This window comes from Pseudomonadota bacterium (assembly GCA_016195085.1).
In the GTDB taxonomy this organism is placed as follows: Bacteria; Pseudomonadota; Alphaproteobacteria; order SHVZ01; family SHVZ01; genus JACQAG01.
This window is the reverse complement of the sequence record JACQAG010000006.1, coordinates 148,331-169,613: the sequence shown is the minus strand read 5'-3', so window position 1 is coordinate 169,613 and position 21,283 is coordinate 148,331. Positions and strand designations below refer to the sequence as shown.

General features: G+C 63.9%; 20 protein-coding genes. 10 read left to right on the top strand and 10 right to left on the bottom strand.

Translation table 11 applies throughout. The features are described 5' to 3' along the window. Positions 1–91 precede the first annotated feature (91 nt). From HY058_02355 to HY058_02340, 4 genes are all read left to right on the top strand, one after another. The gene (locus HY058_02355) at positions 92–490 is read left to right on the top strand and encodes a helix-turn-helix transcriptional regulator (GenBank protein ID MBI3496126.1); all 399 of its coding nucleotides are present in this window, start codon (positions 92–94) and stop codon (positions 488–490) included. Then, positions 436–1,200: a hypothetical protein gene (locus tag HY058_02350; protein MBI3496125.1), complete on the top strand. Its 765-nt coding sequence runs from the start codon at positions 436–438 to the stop codon at positions 1,198–1,200. Before HY058_02355 ends, HY058_02350 begins: the two co-directional genes overlap by 55 nt. A gap of 18 nt (positions 1,201–1,218) precedes the next feature. Further along, entirely contained in the window at positions 1,219–1,563 is a 345-nt protein-coding gene (locus tag HY058_02345; GenBank protein MBI3496124.1) for a hypothetical protein, read from the top strand. Positions 1,564–1,643: 80 nt separating this feature from the next. Then, positions 1,644–3,008: a DUF3179 domain-containing protein gene (locus HY058_02340; GenBank protein MBI3496123.1), complete on the top strand. Its 1,365-nt coding sequence runs from the start codon at positions 1,644–1,646 to the stop codon at positions 3,006–3,008. A 518-nt stretch (positions 3,009–3,526) separates the two neighbouring features. Here the strand turns inward: HY058_02340 and HY058_02335 are convergent. Continuing rightward, a complete protein-coding gene (locus HY058_02335) occupies positions 3,527–4,561 on the bottom strand; it encodes a TauD/TfdA family dioxygenase (protein MBI3496122.1) in 1,035 nt (344 codons plus the stop codon). A gap of 206 nt (positions 4,562–4,767) precedes the next feature. Between HY058_02335 and HY058_02330 the strand changes: the two genes are divergently transcribed. Next, positions 4,768–6,462 carry a twin-arginine translocation pathway signal protein gene (locus HY058_02330; GenBank protein MBI3496121.1) on the top strand — a complete coding sequence of 565 codons (1,695 nt, stop codon included), beginning with the start codon at positions 4,768–4,770 and terminating at the stop codon, positions 6,460–6,462. 26 nt (positions 6,463–6,488) lie between these two features. On the opposite strand, the gene HY058_02325 is transcribed toward HY058_02330, so the two are convergent. The 8 genes from HY058_02325 to HY058_02290 form a co-directional block, all read right to left on the bottom strand. Next, positions 6,489–7,454, bottom strand: a complete 966-nt coding sequence (locus HY058_02325; protein MBI3496120.1) for a succinylglutamate desuccinylase/aspartoacylase family protein — start codon at positions 7,452–7,454, stop codon at positions 6,489–6,491. Positions 7,455–7,473: 19 nt separating this feature from the next. Continuing rightward, positions 7,474–8,178 (bottom strand): RraA family protein, encoded by a 705-nt coding sequence (locus tag HY058_02320; GenBank protein MBI3496119.1) that lies wholly within the window; start codon positions 8,176–8,178, stop codon positions 7,474–7,476. Positions 8,179–8,185: 7 nt separating this feature from the next. After that, positions 8,186–8,881, bottom strand: a complete 696-nt coding sequence (locus HY058_02315) for an RraA family protein (protein ID MBI3496118.1) — start codon at positions 8,879–8,881, stop codon at positions 8,186–8,188. Between the two features lie 37 nt (positions 8,882–8,918). Then, on the bottom strand, positions 8,919–9,683 hold the full coding sequence (locus HY058_02310; GenBank protein MBI3496117.1) for an SDR family oxidoreductase: 765 nt from the start codon (positions 9,681–9,683) through the stop codon (positions 8,919–8,921). 113 nt (positions 9,684–9,796) lie between these two features. Further along, positions 9,797–10,771: an ABC transporter ATP-binding protein gene (locus tag HY058_02305; GenBank protein ID MBI3496116.1), complete on the bottom strand. Its 975-nt coding sequence runs from the start codon at positions 10,769–10,771 to the stop codon at positions 9,797–9,799. Continuing rightward, complete coding sequence (locus HY058_02300) at positions 10,756–11,763, bottom strand: ABC transporter ATP-binding protein (protein ID MBI3496115.1); 1,008 nt, start codon at positions 11,761–11,763, stop codon at positions 10,756–10,758. The genes HY058_02305 and HY058_02300 overlap by 16 nt, the downstream gene beginning before the upstream one ends. A gap of 5 nt (positions 11,764–11,768) precedes the next feature. Beyond that, the gene (locus HY058_02295) at positions 11,769–12,659 is read right to left on the bottom strand and encodes an ABC transporter permease (protein ID MBI3496114.1); all 891 of its coding nucleotides are present in this window, start codon (positions 12,657–12,659) and stop codon (positions 11,769–11,771) included. Then, positions 12,643–13,629 (bottom strand): ABC transporter permease, encoded by a 987-nt coding sequence (locus tag HY058_02290; GenBank protein ID MBI3496113.1) that lies wholly within the window; start codon positions 13,627–13,629, stop codon positions 12,643–12,645. The genes HY058_02295 and HY058_02290 overlap by 17 nt, the downstream gene beginning before the upstream one ends. Before the next feature lie 905 nt (positions 13,630–14,534). Between HY058_02290 and HY058_02285 the strand changes: the two genes are divergently transcribed. From HY058_02285 to HY058_02265, 5 genes are all read left to right on the top strand, one after another. After that, positions 14,535–15,251, top strand: coding sequence for a GntR family transcriptional regulator (locus tag HY058_02285; GenBank protein ID MBI3496112.1), 717 nt, complete (start codon positions 14,535–14,537; stop codon positions 15,249–15,251). 180 nt (positions 15,252–15,431) lie between these two features. Then, positions 15,432–16,574, top strand: coding sequence for an ABC transporter substrate-binding protein (locus HY058_02280; protein ID MBI3496111.1), 1,143 nt, complete (start codon positions 15,432–15,434; stop codon positions 16,572–16,574). Positions 16,575–16,639: 65 nt separating this feature from the next. Then, positions 16,640–18,196 (top strand): sugar ABC transporter ATP-binding protein, encoded by a 1,557-nt coding sequence (locus HY058_02275; protein MBI3496110.1) that lies wholly within the window; start codon positions 16,640–16,642, stop codon positions 18,194–18,196. Continuing rightward, positions 18,193–19,170 carry an ABC transporter permease gene (locus HY058_02270; protein MBI3496109.1) on the top strand — a complete coding sequence of 326 codons (978 nt, stop codon included), beginning with the start codon at positions 18,193–18,195 and terminating at the stop codon, positions 19,168–19,170. Before HY058_02275 ends, HY058_02270 begins: the two co-directional genes overlap by 4 nt. Beyond that, on the top strand, positions 19,170–20,144 hold the full coding sequence (locus HY058_02265; GenBank protein ID MBI3496108.1) for an ABC transporter permease: 975 nt from the start codon (positions 19,170–19,172) through the stop codon (positions 20,142–20,144). Before HY058_02270 ends, HY058_02265 begins: the two co-directional genes overlap by 1 nt. Positions 20,145–20,487: 343 nt before the next feature. On the opposite strand, the gene HY058_02260 is transcribed toward HY058_02265, so the two are convergent. After that, a complete protein-coding gene (locus HY058_02260) occupies positions 20,488–21,282 on the bottom strand; it encodes an enoyl-CoA hydratase/isomerase family protein (GenBank protein ID MBI3496107.1) in 795 nt (264 codons plus the stop codon). Position 21,283 lies beyond the last annotated feature (1 nt).

Below are 21,283 nucleotides of genomic sequence, written 5' to 3'. Positions count from 1 at the left end.
CGCGGGTGCTCTGCCGGAGGGTCCGGTACCCGGCCGGCTCATTGAGCCGATACGGAATGCCGGCGCGATTCCAGCGGGTTGAGGCGGCATCGTGAGGTCCAGACCGCGGCGAAAGGAGGTTGCCGAGCCTCGGCGGCGCCTCGAGCAGGGCGAGCGCGAGGCGAAGATCCTGGCCGAAGGCGCAGCCTTCTTTGCGGAAGCCGGCTTCTCCGGCACCACGCGAGCGCTCGCCGAGCGTCTCGGAGTCACCCAAGCTTTGCTCTACCGCCACTCCCCATCCAAGCAAGCCATCATCGATCGGGTGTTCCAGGTCCGTATCGGAGACAGTCGGAACGCTGAGTGGGATCGATTGATCGCCGATCGCAGCCTGCCGCTCGCCGACCGGCTAATCCGCTTTTACCAAGCCTATCGCGCCCGCTCGCTCGCCAATATTCAATGCTCGTTGAGTCGAGGGAGAGAACATCTATGCCAAGCGTTACTGCTGCGCTGAGCGTTCGTGCCGACTTGACGGCCGCGCATGCGCGTGCGTGGCGGCGTCTGGCGCGCCCGGGCACCTGGTGGACCGGCAGCGAGCGTATCGCCATTGCCGCCGAGACGCGCCACGCCGATGACTGCCTTCTATGCCGCAAGCGGAAAGCCGCGCTGTCGCCGGACGCTTTGCTGGGCGCCCATGACCATCTGGGCCAGCTGCCTCTAGCAGCGGTGGATGCCATTCATCGCATCCGGACCGACCCAGCCCGCCTCTCGCGCTCATGGATGCAGAGGTTGTCGGCTTCGGGGCTGACTATGGAGCGCTACGTGGAGCTGATCGACATCGTTGCCGAAACGGTCGCAATCGATACCTTCGCGAAGGGTGTCGGAACGAGACAGCGAGAACTCCCAATCCCCGTCGCAGGCGCACCCACGCAACGCCAGCCCGAGGGTGCAAGGGCCGGCGGCGCGTGGATCGATTGGGTCGAGCCCGAGGATGCCAGCGCGGAGGAGGCGGGGATGTATCCCTCCGATCGGGCTCCTGCGAACATTCATAAGGCGATGAGCCTGGTCCCCGATGCGGTGCGTGGCTTCTTCGACCTGGTCGAGCATCAATATCTCCCAGGGCCGGCGATGCGCGATTTTGGACGGGAATACCGCGCCATTACTCATACTCAGATTGAGCTCCTCGCCGGTCGCGTATCGGCTCTCAACCGATGTCTTTATTGAACGACCAACCATGGCAACTTGCTCCGTGCGAGCAGCGAGCATAGCGGCGAATCTTACGATCTGAGCCTGTTGCTAGGTGCCGGCGAGGGCGATGGCGGCGTGCCCCATGGCCGCCTTCTCGTCGACCTCGCCGAGGCGGCGCTCGGCCAGGATGACGCCAGGCTGAACGATCTGCGCGGCAAGGTCCTCAACCGTTTGGGCCCCGAGGCCTTGGTCGATGCTGCCGGCGTGATCGGCTTGTTCAATGCCATCGATCGCGTCGCCGATGCGACGGGAATTCCCCTCGAGGCCGAGAAAGCCAAGATTTCGGCTGATTACCGAGCCGAGCTCGGCCTCGATGCGTTTGCGGCCGCGCGGGAGTAGCGACGCCAATCAAGAGTATTTGATGACGCGAAGGCCAGGCGCGGCGCTAGGCTCCACCCGCGGCTGAGATCCCGAGCGGCATGCCACGTTCATTCGCGACACTTCTCGTCATAGGGGTGCTGCTCTTCGCGGTGAAGGTCGGCCATGTCGCTGCGGAAGGCTCGGCTGTTTACACCCATGCTCGCCAGGCGATCGGGCTGACCGCCGGCGATCGCGCGGGCGCCATCGCCTGGCTCGTGGAAAATGGCGGCCCGGGCGCGATCGCGCCGCTCGTCCAGATTTTGCGGTTCGTGCCGGCCGCCCGCTATGCGCTGGTCGTGGACGGGCTCGCCAAGCTTGCCGGAGAGCGCGCCGGAGACGATTGGTTTGACTGGATGATTTGGCAACAGGCACACCCGGAAATCGCTCCGGACCCGAGCTATGGCCTATTCCTCGCCGACGTCCTGCAGGCGATCAACCCGGATTTTCTGAGTTTTCTTACGGCCGATAGTCCCCATACCATCCGCCTGGAGGAGATCGCCTGGGGAGGCGTCGTCCCGGACGGCATTCCTGCCCTCGATCATCCGACCATGATCGCGGCCGATGCGGCGAGCTATCTCAATCCCGACGATCAGGTCTTCGGGGTCGAGCTGAACGGCGAGGAACGGGCTTATCCGCTTCGCATCGTCAACTGGCACGAGATGGTGAACGACGTCGTCGGCGGCGTTCCGGTGAGCCTCGCCTATTGCACGCTCTGCGGCGCCGGCATCCTGTTCGATGGGAGGGTGAGCGGTCGGGAGCAGCCGCTCACATTCGGCACCTCCGGTCTGCTCTATCGCTCCAACAAGCTGATGTATGACCGGGACACGCGCTCGCTTTGGAACCAGTTCACCGGTCGGCCCGCCATCGGTCCGCTCGTTGGCTCGGGCGTCGTGCTTACCGTTCTGCCGTTGGTCACGACGTCATGGCAGGAATGGTATCGGCGGCACCCGAATACGACGGTGCTCGCCCTCGACACCGGCTTCGTAAGGGACTATGGGCCCGGCGTCGCTTACCGCGATTACTTCGCGAGCCCGAAGCTCATGTTTCCGGCGCTCGTGCCGGACGGCCGCCTCAAACCCAAGGACCGCGTCTTCGGATTGCGGGTTCCCGGTGGGTCCATGGCGTGGCCTTTGTCTCGATTCTCAGGCGGCGCGGTCGTGAATGATTCCGTCGGCCTTCTGGACCTGGTCATCGTCGGCGAGGCCGACGGATCCGGCGCCCGCGCCTATGAATCGGGCGGCCGTCGCTTCATCGCCGGCGCTGATCATGACCACCTCATTGCCGGCGACGAAACCTGGCTTGCGACCGAAGCGGCATTGCTCGGGCCGGCCGGGCAGAGCTTGCCGCGGCTTCCCGGTCATCTCGCATACTGGTTTGCCTGGACCGGGTATTTTGCCGACGCTCCGCTGGGCGGAAGTCCCTGATCGGCGACCAAGCATGCGCCGGATGAACGTCGCCTCAAGCACGCATCGGCACATCGGTGGACCATCTAGGAGCGCGTCGACCGCCCTTCGACCGGTACGGCCGGACCAGTCGTGAGAAAGTAGCAGCGGCAGCGAGCTAGACGACGGTGGTGCCGGCCCTTCACGGGGCAGATGTCCCATCGTGAGCAATTGGGTCGCCGATTGGCGCAGTCGCAAGCCACCGCGGGAGGTTTGCCAATATCCTCACGCGCGCAATGAACAATAGAGTCCGCGTTACGCAATTGGCGGATGGGGTGGGATTCGAACCCACGAGACCCTTGCGGGTCTGCCGGTTTTCAAGAGCGATTCAAGCCCGCGGAAACCCTAGGGCAGGGACGGCAAAGGTTAACGCGATCAGTGCAATACGATGCTGATCGATGCAGACCGATGCAGATCAATTCGCACCGCGCTGTCCCAGATTTGTCCCAAGCCCCCTGGGGCATAGGGGCGATTTTGTTCGCTTACGCACCGAGTCGCAGTCAGCCGTGGGTCTCTTGAGGCAGGTGGTCGCCGCGCCAGTGCCCGCCTCGGAGCTCGCCGCGGCCGACGCGGCCATACAGCACCTTGAAGCTTTCCGGCAACGGCCGGCTGTTGGGCGTCGATATCCAGATGCGGATCAGGTGCCGACGCTGCTCGTCGCTGTTGCCGTCGAAGAATTCCGTTCGGGAGTGCAGCAGCGTGTGATTGCAAAAGAACTCGATGTCTCCAGGCTGCAAGGCGAAGTGAAGGCAGCACTCCTCCGCGATGGCCGCATGCAATTCGAGCGCTTCGGCCTGCTCGGGTCGGAGGCGCGGGGCCTCAGGGAACTCCTGTGCGGCTCGCACCAGGCGGCGCGAAATGTGCGAGGCGAACCACCCATCCCTCATGCCGAAGACGGGCATCGTATAGTAGCGCGGCTCGCCGGGCCTCTCTTCGGTGTTGCGGGAGCTGTGATAGGGCTCGAACAGCAGCTCGAGTAAATCCGGACGGCGCTTCAGCATCTCGTTGTGGATCGTGATGGAGCTTGCGACCTTGCTGATACCGCCCTGGCGAGCGGTACTCAGACACAGCAGGCCGGTGATGTCGGCGGTGTCCGTATGGAACATCAACTCGGCCCGGGTTCGATTGCCGCGCGAGAACGGCGTGCCCGGCTTATCACCGAAATCCATGACGTCGTCGAACTTCGCGGCCTGCTGGGCGAAGGGCACCGCGGTCCCGAGATAGAGGGACATGCCCCAAAACATCTGCCGAAGCTCGTCTTTCGAATAGCGACGTGCCTCGATGCCGCGCAACAGCAACAGCCCTCGACCATTCTCGATCTCCTCGCCGATGAGCGCCAGCTGCTCTGCGGCTCGATCGAGGGGGAAATCGGTCTTGGTCGCAGCGTAGAGCGGAATGCCGCGGTCGATCACCTGCTTGGTGGCGCGGTGCAGCTCATCCAAGGCGGCGGGCGTGAAGGTGCGAATCCAGCGATCGTCGCGGCCGAGCTGGGCGCCGTGCCAGGCGGCTGGCGAGGAGGCGGCCCGATAGGCCATGAACATCTCCCATTCCTGGAACTCTCTGGCGACATTGTTGCAGATTTGCCGATTGTCGATAAGCTGTCCTGCTGCAAAATGCCAGGCGACCGTAGCATGATGCGTCGGCAGGGCCGAATAGGGAGAGGGGGCGCCTGAAACCGATGGGCCCCTCGGAGGATGTGCGCCAGGCACGATCTCGAGCAATCCAATGTGGGAGACGAGCGATGATTGCTAGAAATCCGTCCAATCCCGTGCTGGCGTTCGCAGCCGGCGTTCTGGCCACGTCGATCATGCTGGTGCCCTTTGAGGCAGGCGCGGCGGGCGAGCGGGTGCGCTCGCTGGAGCTCACGGCCGATACTAAGGATGCCAATCCGAACGCCAATCAGGCCGCTTATCTTCTGGCCGACATGTGGAAGAAGATCGGGCTCGACGTGAAGGTCAAGGAGACGCCCTACAAGCGGAAGCTGGACGTCGTCTACTTCGACCGCAGCACCTGCGAGGGCGCGGCCTGCTTCGACATGGCGATGTGGTCGATCGTTGGCAGGCCGGAGCGCAGCGACCCCGACGAGGTCATCTATAACATGTTCCACTCGTCGACCGCTGACAAGGGCTACAACTACCCTGGCTATCGCAATCCGGAATACGACAAATACGCGGCCGCCCAACAGGTCGAGACCGATCCGGCGAAGCGGCGCGAGCTCGTGTACAAAGCGCAGGAAATCCAGGCGGCGGATCCGTCCTACGTCTTCTTCGTCAACCCGATCGTCGACTACGCGCTTCGCAAGGATCTGTTCGACGAGAAATCCGTCGTCGAGCAGTCCGGCCTAGGCATCCTCAATTTCTGGACTCATGTCAATTTGCGGCCGTTCGGCGCTCAGAAGGACATCATCCTCAACACCTCCGACAACTTGCTCAATCTGGTGCCGCTGGCGATCGGTGGCGCAGCGGCGTCCTGGATCACCGACCTGGTCTGGGATCGGCTGCTGCGCATCAGTCCGAAGGGATTGCCGGAACCATGGGCGGCCGAGTCCTACAAATGGATCGATGACAAGACCATCGATGTGACGCTGCGTGTCGGCATGAAGTGGCATGACGGCAAGCCGGTGACGGTCGATGACGTCGTCTTCACCTTCGGCGAGGTGAAGCAGATGGCGCCGATGTACGCGCCCTTCCTCAGCATCGTGGCCAGCGTCGAGGTAGTGGGCGAGCGTACGGTGCGGATGCACCTCACGAGCGCCTCGGCGCCGTTCCTCACCTCGACCCTGGCCAAGGTAAACCTGACGCCCGCGCATATCTGGCGTCCGATCGGTCGGGAGCTGAAGGCCAAGGGGCAGACCTTCGACAACTACCAGCCGGAAGAGCTGATCGGCTCCGGCCCCTACAAGTTCGTTCATTGGCGTCGTAACGCCGAGGTGCTGCTGGCGGCCAATAAGGAGCACTGGTCGCCGCCCAAGGCGGAGCGCTGGATCCTCCGCATCGTGCCCAACCTGGAGGCGACGCTCGGCATGCTGAAGAATGGCGAGATCAACTTCCTCAGCGAGTACCGCGGCGACCACGATCCACTGCTGCAGGCCGCAAAGGATGGCGGCACCATTGCCATCAAGAGCGGCGTGACCATCGGCGTCGAATATATGGGGTTCAACCTGAAGCGAAAGCCGATGAACGACCGCGCCTTCCGCAAGGCGCTCTCGCTCGCCACCGACCGTGCGCTGCTGGCGGCGGCCGCGTGGAAGGAGCAGGGCGTGCCGACCAACTCGATCGTCTCGACCGTGCTCGACTACTGGCACAATCCGGCGGTCGAGAAGGGCATGTTCGACTTGGAAAAGGCGCGCCAGGTGCTCAAAGACGCCGGCTACACCTGGGTCGGCGGGAGGCTGCATTACCCGGACGGCGTCAAGGACACCGTCATGGCGCAGTAGGCCCGAGAGCGGTCTTCGGCGGCGGGTTAGCGACGCTTCTTTGGCCGGACGCCCGGCAGCGCCTCGCTCCCGTCGAGATCACCGACCATGTAGCCGTAATCGCCGGGTTCGACCAGATTCGCCGTCAGATGCGTGAGGATCATAACGCCGCGCTTGACCGGGTTGCAGATGACCTCGAGCTCTTCGAAGGTGTAGGGGCTGACCACGCGGCCGAGCACCGCGCCGCCGGCGATCTCCTCGCCGAGCGGCGGGGACTCCGTGTAAAGGAATCCGCCCTGGGTCGGGAAGATCGTCGGAATGGCGCCGAGCACCGTCTGCGTGATCGGCGGTGCGGGGGGCTCGTCGACCATATTCAAGGTCCGCATGATGTTCTTGATCCCTTCAACGCCGCGGGCGATGTAGGGCGCCTGATCAACAACGCCGCCGCCGAGCTCGATCGTGACCGACGGCACGCCGCGCGCCGTCGTCACCGCTTTCGACGTGCCGTTGAACACCGGGCCCTCGCGTTCCGCTTGCGGGCGGAAGAGGTAGCGCGTGCCGAACGCACGCGAGAGGTCGAGGGCATTGTGGATATAGGTGTAATCGACCGTCGGACGGTCGGTGCCGGTGTGAAAGTCGAGATAGACCTCGAGATGGTCGAGGAAATCGCCCTTGATCTTGGCGGCGAGCAGGTCGGTGAACATGCCCTGGGCCTTGCCGGGAAAGACCCGGTTCAGGTTTTGGCCGTCGACCGGCGTCACCCGCTTGTTGGCCTGGAAGGCGAGCGGGTTAGCGACCGGGAGGAGCCAAAGGCGGCCGCGGAAATTGCCGTCGGCATAATGCCGGGCAATCTCGCGTATGACGTAGGTCCCTGTCGGCTCGTTGCCGTGGATCGCCCCCGAGATCCCCAGCAAAGGCCCCTTGCCCTTCTTGCCGGCGATCTCATGGATGTAGAGGCAGACCTCTGCGCCATTGCTGAAGTGGCTCACGGCAACGCGTCGAATCTTGCTCATCGGCCGGTCTCCGCCTCGCTCAGGTTTTCTTGTTCTGCGCCGCCTCGCGGGCCGAGCGTTCGGCCTCGGCCGCCGACTTGATCTTGTCGGTGAGGCCCAGGCGATCGGCTGGCTTCTGGCCTTGGCGCATCCGCTCGAAATTGGCTGGCTGCCGATCCTGTCTGTCGAGCGCCATTTCCGCCAAGTAGCGCACGTCCTCGGGCGGCAACACGATGACGCCGCTCTCATCGGCGAGCACGGCATAGCCGGGGAGGACAGCCGCGCCACCGACGCAGATCGGGATGTTGATGGCTCCGCCGCTGCCATAGGGATGGCAGGTAATCGGCGAAAAGCCGCGAAGCCATGCCGGGAAGTCGAACTCGCGGAACCGCGAAGCTCCGGTGGAGGGCCCGTCGATGACGACCCCCGCCGCTCCGGTCAGCTTGGCCGCGAGCGTGGTACCGCCACCCCAGCAGGCGTTGCGATTGTCGCCCAACCTGTCGATCACCAGGATATCGCCGGGCCTCAGCATGCCGATGGCATAGGGGATCATGCTGGAGTCATGACCCGGGCAGGCGACGGTGACGGCGGTACCGACCACACGTCGCTCAGGCATGACCGGCTTGATCGAACCATGCACGCACCCCCAGTGACGATGGTGCCCGATGGACTCGGTTCGGCATTTCCTCAGCAGCTCAAGCAGCTCAGGTGCCACCGGGGCCGGCAAATCGTTGATCTCGTACATGAGACAGTTAGCCTCGCTTGCGTCCCCGCGCCTCGTCTTCGGCTGCTGCGGCCGCAGCGATGCGAGGCCCAAGACCGGAAATGTCAGCCATCTTCTCGCCAGCCCCGAGGCGGGCGTGCATGGCGGGATAGCCTGCCTGGCGCTTGATGGCGCCCTCGGCGAGATAACGCACATCGGCGGGCGGAACGAAGATCACGCCGCTTTCGTCCGCCAGCACGGCATAACCCGGTAGCACGACCGCGCCGCCGATGCAGGCCGGCACGTTGATCGCCCCGCCATTGCCGTAGGGGTGGCAGGTGATCGGCGAATAACCCCGAATCCAGGCCGGGAGGTCGAACTCGCGGAATTTCGACGAGCCCGTCGATGGTCCGTCTATGACCACGCCCGCGGCGCCGGCAACCTTGGCCGCGAGCGTGGTGCCGCCGCCCCAGCAGGAATTGTGGTTGTCGCCGAGCCGATCGATGCAGATGACGTCGCCCGGACGGATCATGTTCATGACGTAGGTGACGAGGCCGGAGTCGTGTCCGGGAATAGCAAGGGTGACGGCGGTTCCAACCACGCGCCGTTCCGGCATCACTGCCGAAATGGAACCGTGCACGCAGCCCCATTCGCGGTAGTGACCGATCGACTCCGTCCGGCATTGCGCCAGCAGAGCCAACAGCTCCCGGTCGACCTGGGAGGGCATCTCGTTGATCTCGTACATTGCCGTTCTCGCCCCTTGACCGATCGAAAGACATCCGTCAGTTCTGAATGCGCACCGTCGAGGCGCCGTCGATGACGAGATTGGTACCGGAAGTGTAGCCGGAGAGCGGGCTCGACAGGAACACGACTCCGGCGGCGATCTCCTCGGGCTTGCCGAACCGGCCGAGCGGATTGAGCGCGAGCATGCGCGCGTAGCGCTCGGGTTCGTTCTTCTTGCGCTGGTCCCAGACGCCGCCTTCGAAATAGATCGAGCCGGGAGAGACCGCGTTGACGCGGATGCCCTTCGCTGCGACGTCGTGGCTGAGATGCTTCATATAGGCGAGGAGCGCCGACTTGACCGATGGATAGGGCTTGCGGGGGCCATAGACCTGCACCGCGCCGGTCGTTGCGATGAAGACGACCGAGGCGCAGCTGGATCGTTCCAGCACCGGCAGCGCTGCCTCGACACCATTGATCGAACCCATGATGTCGACGTCAAGCGCATGCCGCCACCCCGCCTCGTCGGCACCGGCGACACTCAAGGCGCTGACGTTCGACACGTAGACGTCGAAGCCGCCAAGCGCCTTGTCCATGTTTGCGACCCAGCGACGTATGGAATCGCCGTTGGCAACGTCGACCGCCTCGCCGACCGCCTTCACCCCCCTCGCTTCGAGGGCGGTCACCGCAGCCTTGACGCCCGCCTCGCCGCGGGCGCAGATGCCGACATCGCAGCCCTCGTCTGCGAAGAATTCGGCGATGGCGCGGCCGATCCCGCGCGACCCGCCGGTGACAATCGCCTTCCGTCCTTTGAGCTTCAAATCCATGCCGCTCGCCTCCGGCCGCGTTCGGGGGGAAGTCTAGTGCAGATGCGGCGCGCGCGGGAATGCAGAATGGGTCACGGATTCAGGCTCTCCTTTTTGGTGTTCATGGCCGATGGCTAGAGCAAATGGCAGGCAGCCCGATGGCCGGACGCGAGCTCGCGCATCGGCGGCTCCTCCTCGGCGCAGCGCGCGAAGGCATATGGGCAGCGATCGCGGAACCGGCAGCCGCCCGCGGGCGCCTGTGCGCCCGGCAGGCTGCCCTTGATCGGCAGCGGGTCTCGGGATTGCTCGACATGCGGTACTGGTACGGCCTTCACCAGCGCCTGCGTATAGGGATGCAACGGCCTTCTAACGACCTCGGCGGAGGGACCATCTTCGACCATCTTGCCGAGATACATGACGACCGTGCGAGCGCAGACATAGCGGACCAGGGAGAAGTCGTGGGAAATGTAGACAGCCGTCAGGCCCATGGTCCGGTGTATCTCGCGCATGACGTTGAGGATGCCGGCGCGGACGCTGACATCCAGCATCGATACGGGCTCATCGGCGACGATGAAGCGCGGCTCCAGGACGAGCGCGCGGGCCAGGACCACGCGCTGAAGTTGGCCGCCGGAAAGCTGATGCGGGTATCTGTCGTAGTAGGATCCGACATCCGGCAGGCGCACCCGCTCCATGGCGAGGCGAATGCGCTCGGCCTGCTCCGCCTTCGGAACGCCGGCGTTCCGCAACGGCTCCCGCAGCGCCCGGAGCATGGTGAAGCGCGGGTTGATGGCATCAAAGGGATTCTGGAAGACGAGCTGGGCCTGCTGGCGGAAGCGCTGCAGCGCCGGCCCCCGGAGAGCGGTCAGGTCCTCGCCGGCGAACCGGATCGTTCCAGCCGTCGGCGTGGTCAGCTTCAGCAGAAGTCGACCGGTCGTGGTCTTGCCGCAACCGGATTCGCCGAGAAGGCCGACGGTCTCTCCTTCGGCGATGGCAAGATCGATGCCGTCGACGGCGCGAGCCACCGGCCATTCGCCGCGCAGGATCTCTGGGATTCCCCGCGTCGCCGGGAAGTGCTTGGTGAGGGCGGTTGCGTCTACAAGCGGAGCCATGTCGTGGGCTCTCCAGCCTTCAGACGCAAACGCTCCGCTTCCGGTGCCCTGAGACAGGCGGCTTTGCCGCCATTGCCGACATCGAGCGTCGGCGGCCGGCTCGTCAGGCAGTCCGACAATGTGAATGGGCAGCGATCGGCAAAGGCGCAGCCGACCGGCGGCTTGACCAGATCGGGCGGGCTGCCCTCGATCGGCACCAAGGTCCCGATCACCTCATGCAGGTCTGGGAACGCCTTGTAGAGTCCCATAGTGTAGGGATGGAACGGCCGGCCCAGCACTTCAGAGGTGGCGCCCGACTCGACGACCTCGCCCGCGTACATGACCACGACCCGGTCGCTCGCATAGGCGACAACGCTTATGTCATGGGTGATCAGGATGACCGACAGGCCGAGCTCAGTTTGTAGGGTCTTGAACGTATCCAGGATCTGCCGCTGGATGATGACGTCGAGCGCCGTGACCGGCTCGTCTGCGATCACTAAGCTCGGTCTGAGCGCGAGGGCGAGCGCGATGGCGGCGCGTTGGCGCATGCCGCCGCTGAATTGGTGCGGGAAGTCGCGGAGGCGAATGGGATCGAGACCGACCATGTCGAACAGCTCGGCGGCGCGACGCTTGGCCGCGCGCTTGTCCATGCCGCCGCGGTCGATCAGCACCTCCTCGACCTGGGTGCCGAGGCGGTAAACCGGGTCGAGCGAGTTCATGGCGCTTTGCGGAATGAAGGCGATGTCGCGCCAGCGCCGCGATGCCAGTTCGCTCGGGCTGAGCGAGAGAAGATCGACGCCTTGGAAGATCAGCCGACCGCCGGCGATCCAGGCGGCATTCGGCAGCACGCCGATGATGGCGCGCGCCAGCGTCGTCTTGCCGCAGCCGCTCTCGCCGACGACGCTGACCACCTGGCCTTTCGGCACCTCGAACGTGGCGCCGCGCACGGCCTCGGCGACGCCCCGGTCGCTCCGATAGTGAACTCGCAGATCCTGGACCGAGAGCACAGACATGGGCGTCAGTCCCGGAGCCGCGGAAACAGAACCTCCTCGAAGCCGCGGCTCACGAAGAAGCCGGCAACGACGACGAGGATGATGCAGAACCCCGGCGGCACGAACCAGTGATACCAGCCTCTGGACAGGGCCTGGGAGACATAGGCGTTTTGCAGCATCGACCCCCAGGAAACGGTTTCGCCGCCGCCGAATCCCAGAAAGCTGACGCTGGCCTCGGTCAGGATCGCCCATCCGACCGAGATCGAGCCGTAGACCAAGGAAAGGGGCAGCACGTTCGGTGCTACATGCACGAAGAGGATGCGCAATCGGCTCGACCCGGTGACGAGGGCGGCTTCGACGAAAGTGCGTTCACGCAGGCTCAGCACCTGGCTCCGGATCACCCGCGCCGTCGACGGCCAGACCAGGAGCGCCATGCCGATCACCACGTTCCACATGCTGGGCTCGAGGAAGCTCGCCAGCACGATCACGAACGGCAGGAATGGAATGCCGAGCGCGACGTCGGCCAAACGCATCAGTAGCAGGTCGGCCAGCCCGCCGAAGAAGCCGGCGACAAGGCCGATGAGGGTGCCGGTGAGGACGACGGCGACTGCGGCGGTCACACCGATGACGAGGGCGCTGCGGGCGCCGAAGACAAGCTGGGAGAAGATGTCGCGGCCGAGACTGGTGGTGCCGAGGAGATTGCCGGATCGCGGCGACAGGTTCGCCAGCACGCGGCCGTTCGGTTGGTAAAGAATTTGCTGAGGATCGTGGCTTGCGAGCTGTTCGGCGAAGACTGCGACGAACAAGAAGGTAACGTAGATCGCGATCCCGGCAATGGCGAACGGATCACGTCCGAGCCAGGCGAGCATCCACCACGCCTGCCGTCTGGCCGGCCCGGCCTCAGCGGCGGCTTGCATGGGAGATCCTCGGATCGAGCAGGCTGTAGAGCAGGTCGGCGACGAAGTTCATGGTTACGAGCGTGGCCGCGATCAGCAGGAACGCGCCCTGGGCCAGCGGATAGTCGCTGGATGCGACAGCGTCGACTAGCATGCGGCCGAGGCCGGGCCAGCTGAAGACGGTCTCGACCACGACATTGCCGCCGACCGACTGGCCGATGCCGAGAGCGAAGGCAGTGGCGACCGGCAGGAGCGCGTTGCGCGCCGCGTGACGCATGACGATTGCCCAGTTCGACAGGCCTTTCATGCGCGCCATGGTGACGAAATCCTCCTGCATTACCTCCAGCATGTTGGTACGCATCAGCAGGAGTGGCAGGCCCTGCAGGTAGAGCGCGAGCGCCGCGGCCGGCAGAAGCAGATGGCGGAGGAAATCGATTGAGAACAGCCGCGCCCATTCGCTGGTAAAGGACTGGCCCGCCGAATTGGCCCCGCCACCGGGAAACCAGCCGAGGCCGAAGCTGAACACCGCGAGCATGACCATACCCAGCCAGAACTCGGGGGCGGCGCGCGTGACTAGAACCACCGGAATTCCCACGCCTTCGATCCAGGTGCCGCGCTTCCAGGCGAGGAATGCCCCGGCGAGGGCACCGAGCAGATAGGCGACGAGCAACGAGCTGAGGGTGAGCGCCATGGTATTGGCGAAGGCAGTCATGACGACCTCGCCGACCGGGCGACCGTAAAAGAACGATTGGCCGAGATCGCCCCGCAGCAGGTTGCCGATGAACAATACGTATTGGTCATGCAGCGGTCTATCCAGGCCAAATCCTCGGCGCAGCGACTCCTGCTGCTCGGCCGTGAAGGTCGGGCTGACGAAGGCTGCCAACGGGGTTCCGGGCATCAGCCGGAACATCAGGAAGAGGATTGTTGCCACCGTCCAGAGTACGAGCAACGTCAGCAACAGCCGGCTGATAAGTCGCGACGCTCCGTGCATCCGACACCTTCTCCCAGTCGCCTCAAGCTGCGATGAAGCGGTCCAGCCCTAGGGCGAGATCATCAAAGTGCCGCGCCGTGCCGCGCACATTCCCCAATGTTGCGACGAGAGAGAGGCGATGTTCTTGAGGCTTGGGATCGCGGGAAAGGCATCACTCTTGGTTACAGGCGACCGTGATCTGTTGGCAACCGGTCTGGCCTTGAACGTGCCGATTGTCTCGTCGACGGAGGCTTTGCGCGCGTCGGCATGACGTGTGTGCTGAAGCGTTTGCCGCTTCGCTCTGTCCCAGGATCGTCCCAAACGAGCGCCTCATCTCTGTGGCCGGATTGTACGTCGGCGAAGCAGGCCGTTGCTCAGTATACGCTTTGGCGGATGGGGTGGGATTCAAACCCACGAGACCCTTGCAGGTCTGCCGGTTTTCAAGAGCGAATCAGACCCGCGGAAGCGCTAGGGCAGGGGAGGCCGGGGTTAACGGGATCAGTGCAATACGATGCTGATTGATGCAGACCGATGCGGATCAATTCACACCGCACTGTCCCAGATTTGTCCCAAAACGCATCCGCGCCGGGTCTACTGACTGGGTCGCGGAAATTGAAGCGCCAGGCCGTTCAGTCCCGCGGCACTCATTTGGGACGCCGGAAGGTGTAGTTCAGCCTCGGTGGTCGTTGCGTTCACGCAGATGCATGTCGCCTGCACCAGCAGCGGCGCCACCACATTCGGCAGAATGTCATTCCCCATGATGCCGATCGGCCGGGTTCCAGAAGCGATTGAGGCCTTTTCATAGGGCAGGGGGCCCAGGCCCCGTCCTCGCTTACCACCGCCCAAACGATGTAATTCGACCGCTGTTGACAAGGTCCAGACCTGGATCCATGCTACGGCTGAAATTTAAAATTTCAGAGTTGCTCGTGGCAATCATCCGGGAAACTCTTGCTGTTCAAAGCTATGCCGAGCTGAGACGCCGTATCCTGGCGCTCGAGTTTGAGCCCGGTCATCGCCTCGACGTCGATCGTCTCGCCGAAGAGCTGACGGTGAGCGTCTCCCCGATCAAGGAGGCGCTAAAGCAGTTGGAGAGCGAGGGCCTGGTCGAAGTGCTGCCGCGCCGCGGCACCGTCATCCGCGAATTCGATCCGGCCGACGTAGCCGATCTGTACGAGGCGCGCGAGATCGTCGAAACCGCCGCCGTGCGGCGTGCCATGGATCGGGGAGCCCACCGTGCCCTCCTTGGCGAGCTTTCCCGGACCATCGCCGATTTCACCGCCGCCTGCGATCGCGGGCGCATCGTGCGCGCCGACAAGGCGCTCGCCGCCGACAACCGCTTCCATGTCCTGATCGTGTCGGCGACCGGCAACCGCCGGCTTGCCGCCATCCATGCCGCGCTGATCGATCAGGCGCACCTGGTCCGCCGCTTCTCCATGCGGCTTGACCGGGCGGAGGGGACGATGGCCGAGCATCAATCGATTCTGGCCGCGCTGTCCGCTGGCGACCAGGACGAGGCGGAGCGTGCCATGCGTCGACACCTCGTCGAGGCCCGCGATGCGATCGTCCAGGAGACGCTCGCTCGATCCGTCGAGAAGACGGCGCCTGGGGCAAGCCGCCTCAGCCCGAAGCGACGAGGGAGTTGAGGCAAAAGCAAGCAGATAGGTTGACGCTAGGGTTGAAGGTGTCTTTAACTTGGACAATCGTACGCCAACTGAAACACCGACCACTCTTCATCGGGTGGCATCCAGCTGTTCGCGCCAGCGCGAAGCTTCGAGGCAACAGCCCGAGGCTGAAATGGTGATTGCAGCAAGAGGGAGGAAAACGTGAAACGTACTCGCAATCTTTGTCGCATCGCGGCTGTCGCCGCGCTCTTGACCGCCGTCAGCATCCTGAATTCCGTATCATCGCTGGCCGGTCCGAAGATCGTGGCTGGTCCGTCGGCGGATCCAGGTTGTTTCGTGCCATGGGCCCAGCAGACGAAGTTCTTCCAATATCCGGCCAAGAAGGGGCCGTACCGCATCGCACTCGCCAACGGCTTCATCGCCAATACCTGGCGCATCCAGATGATCCAAACGGCCAAGGCCTATGCGGCGCAACCCGAAATTGCCGCCAAGCTCAAGGAATTCAAGGTCGTCTCCACGGGCGAGGACGTCGCGGCGCAGATCGCGGCGATCAACAACTTCATTGATTCCGGCTTCGATGCGATCGTCGTCAACGCTCAGAATCCGGCCGCCTTCAAGCCGGTGATCAAGCGGGCCAATGACGCGGGCGTCATTCTCATCGCCTTCGACAATATCCTCGACACCGAGGATGCGATCAACGTCAACGTCGACCAGAAGGGCCTGGGCGTCTATTGGGCCGACTGGCTGATCAAGAATGTGCCGAATGGCGGCAAGATCCTGGAAGTTCGCGGTGTGGTGGGCACCTCCGTCGACCGCGACCGCCATGACGGCATCCACGAGACGCTCGGCAAGTCGGGCAAGAAGTGGGACGTCATCGAGGTCGTCGGCAAGTGGGACGATCCAACTGCGCAGAAGGCTACCGCCGACGCGATCGCGGTGCAGAAGCATTTCGACGGCATCACCGCGCAGGGCGGCGACACCGGCGTCGTGCAGGCGATGATCGACGCCAAGCATCCCATGGTTCCCTTCGGCGGCGAGACGGAAAACGGCTTCCGCAAGTTCTGCGCGAAGCTTTCGTCCGGCGGCCTGAAATGCGCTTCGGCGGGCACCGGGCCGGCACAGGTCGCGGTCGCCATTCACACCGCGATCGTGGCGCTGGAAGGTCAGGTGGTACCGCAGTCGGTTAAGCTGCCGCTGGCAAAGGTTGAGGATCCAAACCTCAAGGATGGGCAGGATTACTATTCGGCTCAGTCCGACAATTTCTTCGTCGGCAACTCGTTCCCGACGTGCCACATCAACTTCACCGCCCAGGAGATCATGGGCCAGTCAAAAGAGAACAAGTAACGACATCTGCTAGGATCGGCGCCGCGGGAGAGGGGATCCCGCGGCGCTTGTCTTAGAGGGAGAGGATGGAGCCCGTCGCAGTCCCGCTATTCCGCATGGAAGGCACGTCCAAGAGATACGGCGGCGTCAAGGCGCTGGAAAAAGCCGATCTGACGGTCGAAGCGGAACAAATTCACGCGATTCTCGGCGAGAACGGCGCCGGGAAATCAACGCTCATCAAGATCATGTCGGGGGTCGTCGAGCCCGATGAAGGCCGCATGCTGCTCGATGGACGCGAGATCAAATTCGCCTCTCCCGCGGCGGCCAATCAGGCGGGCATCGTCTGCATCTTCCAGGAGCTCTCGCTGATTCCCGACCTGTCGGTCGCAGACAACATCTCGATCAGCAATCCGCCGACAAAATTTGGCCTGATCGACAGGCATGCCCAGCGCAGGATCGCGGAAGAAGCGCTCGCCCGGGCTGGCGCCGAGGACATTCATCCTCTCGCGCCGGTTAAGGACCTGCCGTTGTCGCGCCGACAGATGGTGGAAATCGCCAAGGCGCTGGCGCGCGATCCGCGCGTGCTCATCCTCGACGAGGCGACCTCGGCGCTGACGGCGGCCGATGTGGCCAAGGTGTTCGTGGTGCTGAAGCGGCTGCGCTCCGAGGGCCTGGCGCTGCTCTATATCTCGCATCGCATGCATGAGATCGCCGAGCTCGCGGATCGGTGCACTGTCTTTCGCAACGGTCGCAATGTCGCGACCTATCGGGCCGGCGAGAAAAGCGACAATGAGGTCGTGGAATTGATGATCGGGCGTGAATACAGCCATGTCTTCCCGCCCAAGCTGGCACTCGCCGCAAGCGACAAGCCGCCGGTCCTCGAGGTGCGCAATCTGTCCTGGTCCGGCCGGCTGAAGGACATTTCTCTGGCCGTTCGCGCGGGCGAGGTCGTGGGTCTGGGCGGCCTCGACGGGCAAGGGCAGCGGGAGCTTCTGCTCGCGCTGTTCGGCGTGCTGCGCGGCATGTCGGGCGAAATCCTGATCGACGGCGTGCCGACCTCCATTTCGAGCCCGAACGCCGCCAAGGCCAGGAGCATCGGCATGGCGCTGATCCCGGAGGACCGCAAGATTGAAGGACTGGTTCTGCCGATGTCGGTCAGCGTCAATCTTTCCTTCGCCGCGTTCGACAGCATTGCCTCTCGCGGGGTCGTCGATCGCGCAAGGGAGCGTCAGCTGGTCGAGGAAATGATCAAATTGCTCGCCATCCGAACCGATGGGACGGATGTTCCCGTCGGTTCGCTTTCGGGTGGCAACCAGCAGAAGGTGGTCATCGCCAAGTGGCTGATGGTCAAACCGCGCATCATCCTGCTGAATGATCCCACCCGCGGCATCGACGTCGGCACCAAGGCGGAGATATATCCGCTCCTGCGCAGGCTCGCCGCGACCGGCGCCGCGATTGTCTTCTATTCGACCGACTACGACGAACTGATCGGCTGCTGCAACCGCGTGCTTGTCCTTTATGATGGCACCGCGAAACGCATGCTTGTCGGCGAAGAGATCACCGAGCGCGCGCTGATCAGCAGCGCCCTAAACATGGCAACGCACAGCGAGGGGGGCGATATGGTGTCGGCGATGAGAGGGTGAGGGACTGGCGCTATCGGCTGGGCGAACATCGGGGAACGCTGCTCGCATTCGTGTTCTTCATCCTCATGTTCGCCGTTTACGCCAGCAACCATCCCGCCGGCTTCACTGCCAATGTCGTTCAGACGGCGGCCAACAAGGGCGTACTGCTGGCGCTGATCGCGATGGCGCAGACATTCGTGGTCCTGACCGCTGGAATCGATCTGTCGGTCGGCATGATGCTTGTTCTCACCAATTGCCTCGCCTCCGCGATCGTGCTCGGTGCGCCCGCGATGGTCGGCTTGGGCGTCGCAGGTGTGCTGCTCGCGGGATTGGTCTGCGGCGCGATCAACGGTGCAATCGTGATCTATGGACGCCTACAACCGATCGTGACGACGATCGCCACCGGTGCGATCTATTTTGGGGTCGCGCTGGCGATAAGGCCGGTCCCCGGCGGCGATGTCGACTCGGACCTCGCCGACGCCTTCACCGGCCGCATTTGGGGCGTGGTCCCGGCGAGCCTGGTCGCGCTCCTCGTCGTCGTCCTTGTGATCTGGATTCCATTCCGGCGTTCGGCGATCGGGCGAGCGGCCTACGCGGTCGGCTCATCGGCAGCGGCCGCCTATATGTCCGGCGTGCCCGTCCGCGCTGCCAGCTTCCTCGTCTATGTCCTGTCCGGACTGATCGCGGCGGTCGGCGGCCTCTTCCTCACCTTCATCACCGCCTCTGGCGAGGCCTCGGCGGCGAACGGCGGATCCTACACGCTGTTTTCGATCGCCGCCGCCGTGCTTGGCGGCGTCTCATTGTTCGGGGGATCGGGCAGCGCGATCGGCGCGATATTCGGAGCCCTGATGTTTCGGACCATCGGCGACCTCTTGTTCGTCTTCGATCTCGAGCCTCTGTGGCAGCCCCTGTTCCAAGGCGTCGTGCTTCTGGCGGCCGTATGCCTTGGTTCGGTACGGCTGTTTCAAATCCGCAATCGTCTCGACCTGTTCTAATGAAGCCGCCCCCGATGACGACCCGAGGCGCACAGTGGCGAAGGGTCGATCCGGCGGTGGCAACCGCCTTCGGATGCATCATCCTGCTGTTGTTGCTCGGCAGCCTCTATTCCTCGCGCTTTCTGTCGCCCGAATATCTGCTGCAACAGCTCAAGGTCGCCTCGTTCCTTGGCATTATCGCCACCGGCATGATGCTGGTTATCCTGCTCGGGCAGATCGACCTGTCGGTGCCTTGGGTGGTGGCCGTCGGGGGCATGATGTCGACGGCGGCGACGGGATGGGGCCCGATCGGCGAAGCGCTCGCCATACCCTTCGGCGTTCTTTGCGGCGTGGGACTCGGCCTCGCCAATGGCATTGGCGTCGCCTACCTCCGCCTGCCCTCGATGATCATCACCCTGGCTGTGAACGCGGTCGCGCAAGGACTGATGGTGGTCCACACCGGTGGGTTCTCGCCGCAAGACTCGTCGTCGGCCGCAATGCGCTTCATCGCTACCGGAGATACGCTGCTTGGCGTGCCCAATGCACTCGTCGTCTGGGTGGTGGTCGGCGGCGCGACGGTCTTCGTGCTTTCGCGTACGACGTTCGGGCGCGCGATCTACGGCATCGGCAATGGCGAGCGCGCCATCTATCTCTCGGGGATCCAGACCCAACGCGTCGTTCTCGTCACATTCGCAATCGCGGGCGGCCTTTCCGCGTTCGGTGGCATATTGCTGGCAGGCTATGCGAGCAAGGCTGCGCAGGCTATGGGCGATGCTTATCTCCTGCCCTCGATCGCCGCCGTTGTACTGGGCGGCGCCTCGATCCTTGGCGGGCGCGGCAAATATATCGGCACTGTCGCCGGTGTCATTCTGATCACGCTCCTTCAGTCGATACTGTCCGTCGTTCAGATGGAAGAGACGGGACGGCAGATCATCTACGGCCTCGTCATCATCGCGATGCTGCTTTTGTACGGGCGAGAGAGGCTCGCGCGGTAGGAGAAGGGGCTGGCAGGTGGCCCAATGAGCACACAGAGCAGTCATCAGGGCTCGGCGCTCGTAATTGCTCGATGAGCGTATGGCGGCTGGCGCAAAGCGGACATCTGTGGAGATCGGTCGTATTGGCGGATGGGGTGTGATCCGAACCCACGAGACCCTTGCAGGTCTGCCGGTTTTCAAGAGCGAATCAGGCCCGCGGAAACCCTAGGGCAGGGGTGGCAAAGGTTAACGGGATCAGCGCAGGACGATGCAGATCGATGCAGGCCGGTGCAGATCAATTCACACCGCGCTGTCCCAGATTTGTCCCAAAGCGGGGCTCCGAGCCGCACGGCCCTTTTCTAGCTTAGCGGTCACGGAGTTGCGGCGCCCGGCGCTCCAGGAAGGCGCGGACAGCCTCGCCGCCATCGGCGCCCGTAGCGAGCTGAGCCGACGGTGCCTGGGCATCGAGGTAGGCTTCCATCCAGCTGCGCCCTTCGAGCCCGAGCGAGGCCACCTTGCGTGCCCGGATCGCCGGCAAGCTCTTGGCGGCGATGGCGATGGCGCTGGCGAGCTCGAGGGCATTCGGCACGACCTCGGCTTTTGGCATCACGTAGTTGAAGTAGCCAGTCGGCTCCAGCTCGCGTGCCGTGAACTTGCGGCCGGTGAACAGGATCTCTCGCATCTTCGCCTCCGGCATCTTCAACATCGCGAAGAGGCCGGCACCGCCGGTGACCAGCCCATAGTCGATCTCAGGACAAGAAAATTGCGCTTCCTCGGACGCCACGCGCATGTCACAGAGGCCCGCGAGAACCATGCCGATCCCGATGGCGTTGCCATTAATCGCCGCGATGACCGGCCGATCGAGGCGAGCAAAGCGAGGGATTGTGGCATTGATGAAGCCGTAGCGTTCCTTCCAGCGCTCCGGATTCATCCCCTTGAAGTCACGAAGATCAGCACCGCCGCACCAGGCACGCGATTCCTCCGGCGCCGTGAGAACAACGACCCGGATACTTGTATCGGCCTCAACCGTGTCCGCGAGCTTTCCGATGTCTTCGTAAACCGAGAGTGAGACGGCGTTGACCGGCGGACGGGAAAAGAGGACGGCTGCGACGCCATCTTCTTGCACCGTCACCTCGAACGATCCAATAGTGACAGACATG

Excerpts from the sequence above, each read along its gene's own strand:
- HY058_02350 (MBI3496125.1), top strand. The coding sequence starts at position 436 with ATGCTCGTTGAGTCGAGGGAGAGAACATCTATGCCAAGCGTTACTGCT.
- HY058_02340 (MBI3496123.1), top strand. The coding sequence starts at position 1,644 with ATGCCACGTTCATTCGCGACACTTCTCGTCATAGGGGTGCTGCTCTTC.
- HY058_02335 (MBI3496122.1), bottom strand. The coding sequence starts at position 4,561 with ATGGCCTATCGGGCCGCCTCCTCGCCAGCCGCCTGGCACGGCGCCCAG.
- HY058_02330 (MBI3496121.1), top strand. The coding sequence starts at position 4,768 with ATGATTGCTAGAAATCCGTCCAATCCCGTGCTGGCGTTCGCAGCCGGC.
- HY058_02325 (MBI3496120.1), bottom strand. The coding sequence starts at position 7,454 with ATGAGCAAGATTCGACGCGTTGCCGTGAGCCACTTCAGCAATGGCGCA.
- HY058_02320 (MBI3496119.1), bottom strand. The coding sequence starts at position 8,178 with ATGTACGAGATCAACGATTTGCCGGCCCCGGTGGCACCTGAGCTGCTT.
- HY058_02315 (MBI3496118.1), bottom strand. The coding sequence starts at position 8,881 with ATGTACGAGATCAACGAGATGCCCTCCCAGGTCGACCGGGAGCTGTTG.
- HY058_02310 (MBI3496117.1), bottom strand. The coding sequence starts at position 9,683 with ATGGATTTGAAGCTCAAAGGACGGAAGGCGATTGTCACCGGCGGGTCG.
- HY058_02305 (MBI3496116.1), bottom strand. The coding sequence starts at position 10,771 with ATGGCTCCGCTTGTAGACGCAACCGCCCTCACCAAGCACTTCCCGGCG.
- HY058_02300 (MBI3496115.1), bottom strand. The coding sequence starts at position 11,763 with ATGTCTGTGCTCTCGGTCCAGGATCTGCGAGTTCACTATCGGAGCGAC.
- HY058_02295 (MBI3496114.1), bottom strand. The coding sequence starts at position 12,659 with ATGCAAGCCGCCGCTGAGGCCGGGCCGGCCAGACGGCAGGCGTGGTGG.
- HY058_02290 (MBI3496113.1), bottom strand. The coding sequence starts at position 13,629 with ATGCACGGAGCGTCGCGACTTATCAGCCGGCTGTTGCTGACGTTGCTC.
- HY058_02275 (MBI3496110.1), top strand. The coding sequence starts at position 16,640 with ATGGAGCCCGTCGCAGTCCCGCTATTCCGCATGGAAGGCACGTCCAAG.
- HY058_02265 (MBI3496108.1), top strand. The coding sequence starts at position 19,170 with ATGAAGCCGCCCCCGATGACGACCCGAGGCGCACAGTGGCGAAGGGTC.
- HY058_02260 (MBI3496107.1), bottom strand. The coding sequence starts at position 21,282 with ATGTCTGTCACTATTGGATCGTTCGAGGTGACGGTGCAAGAAGATGGC.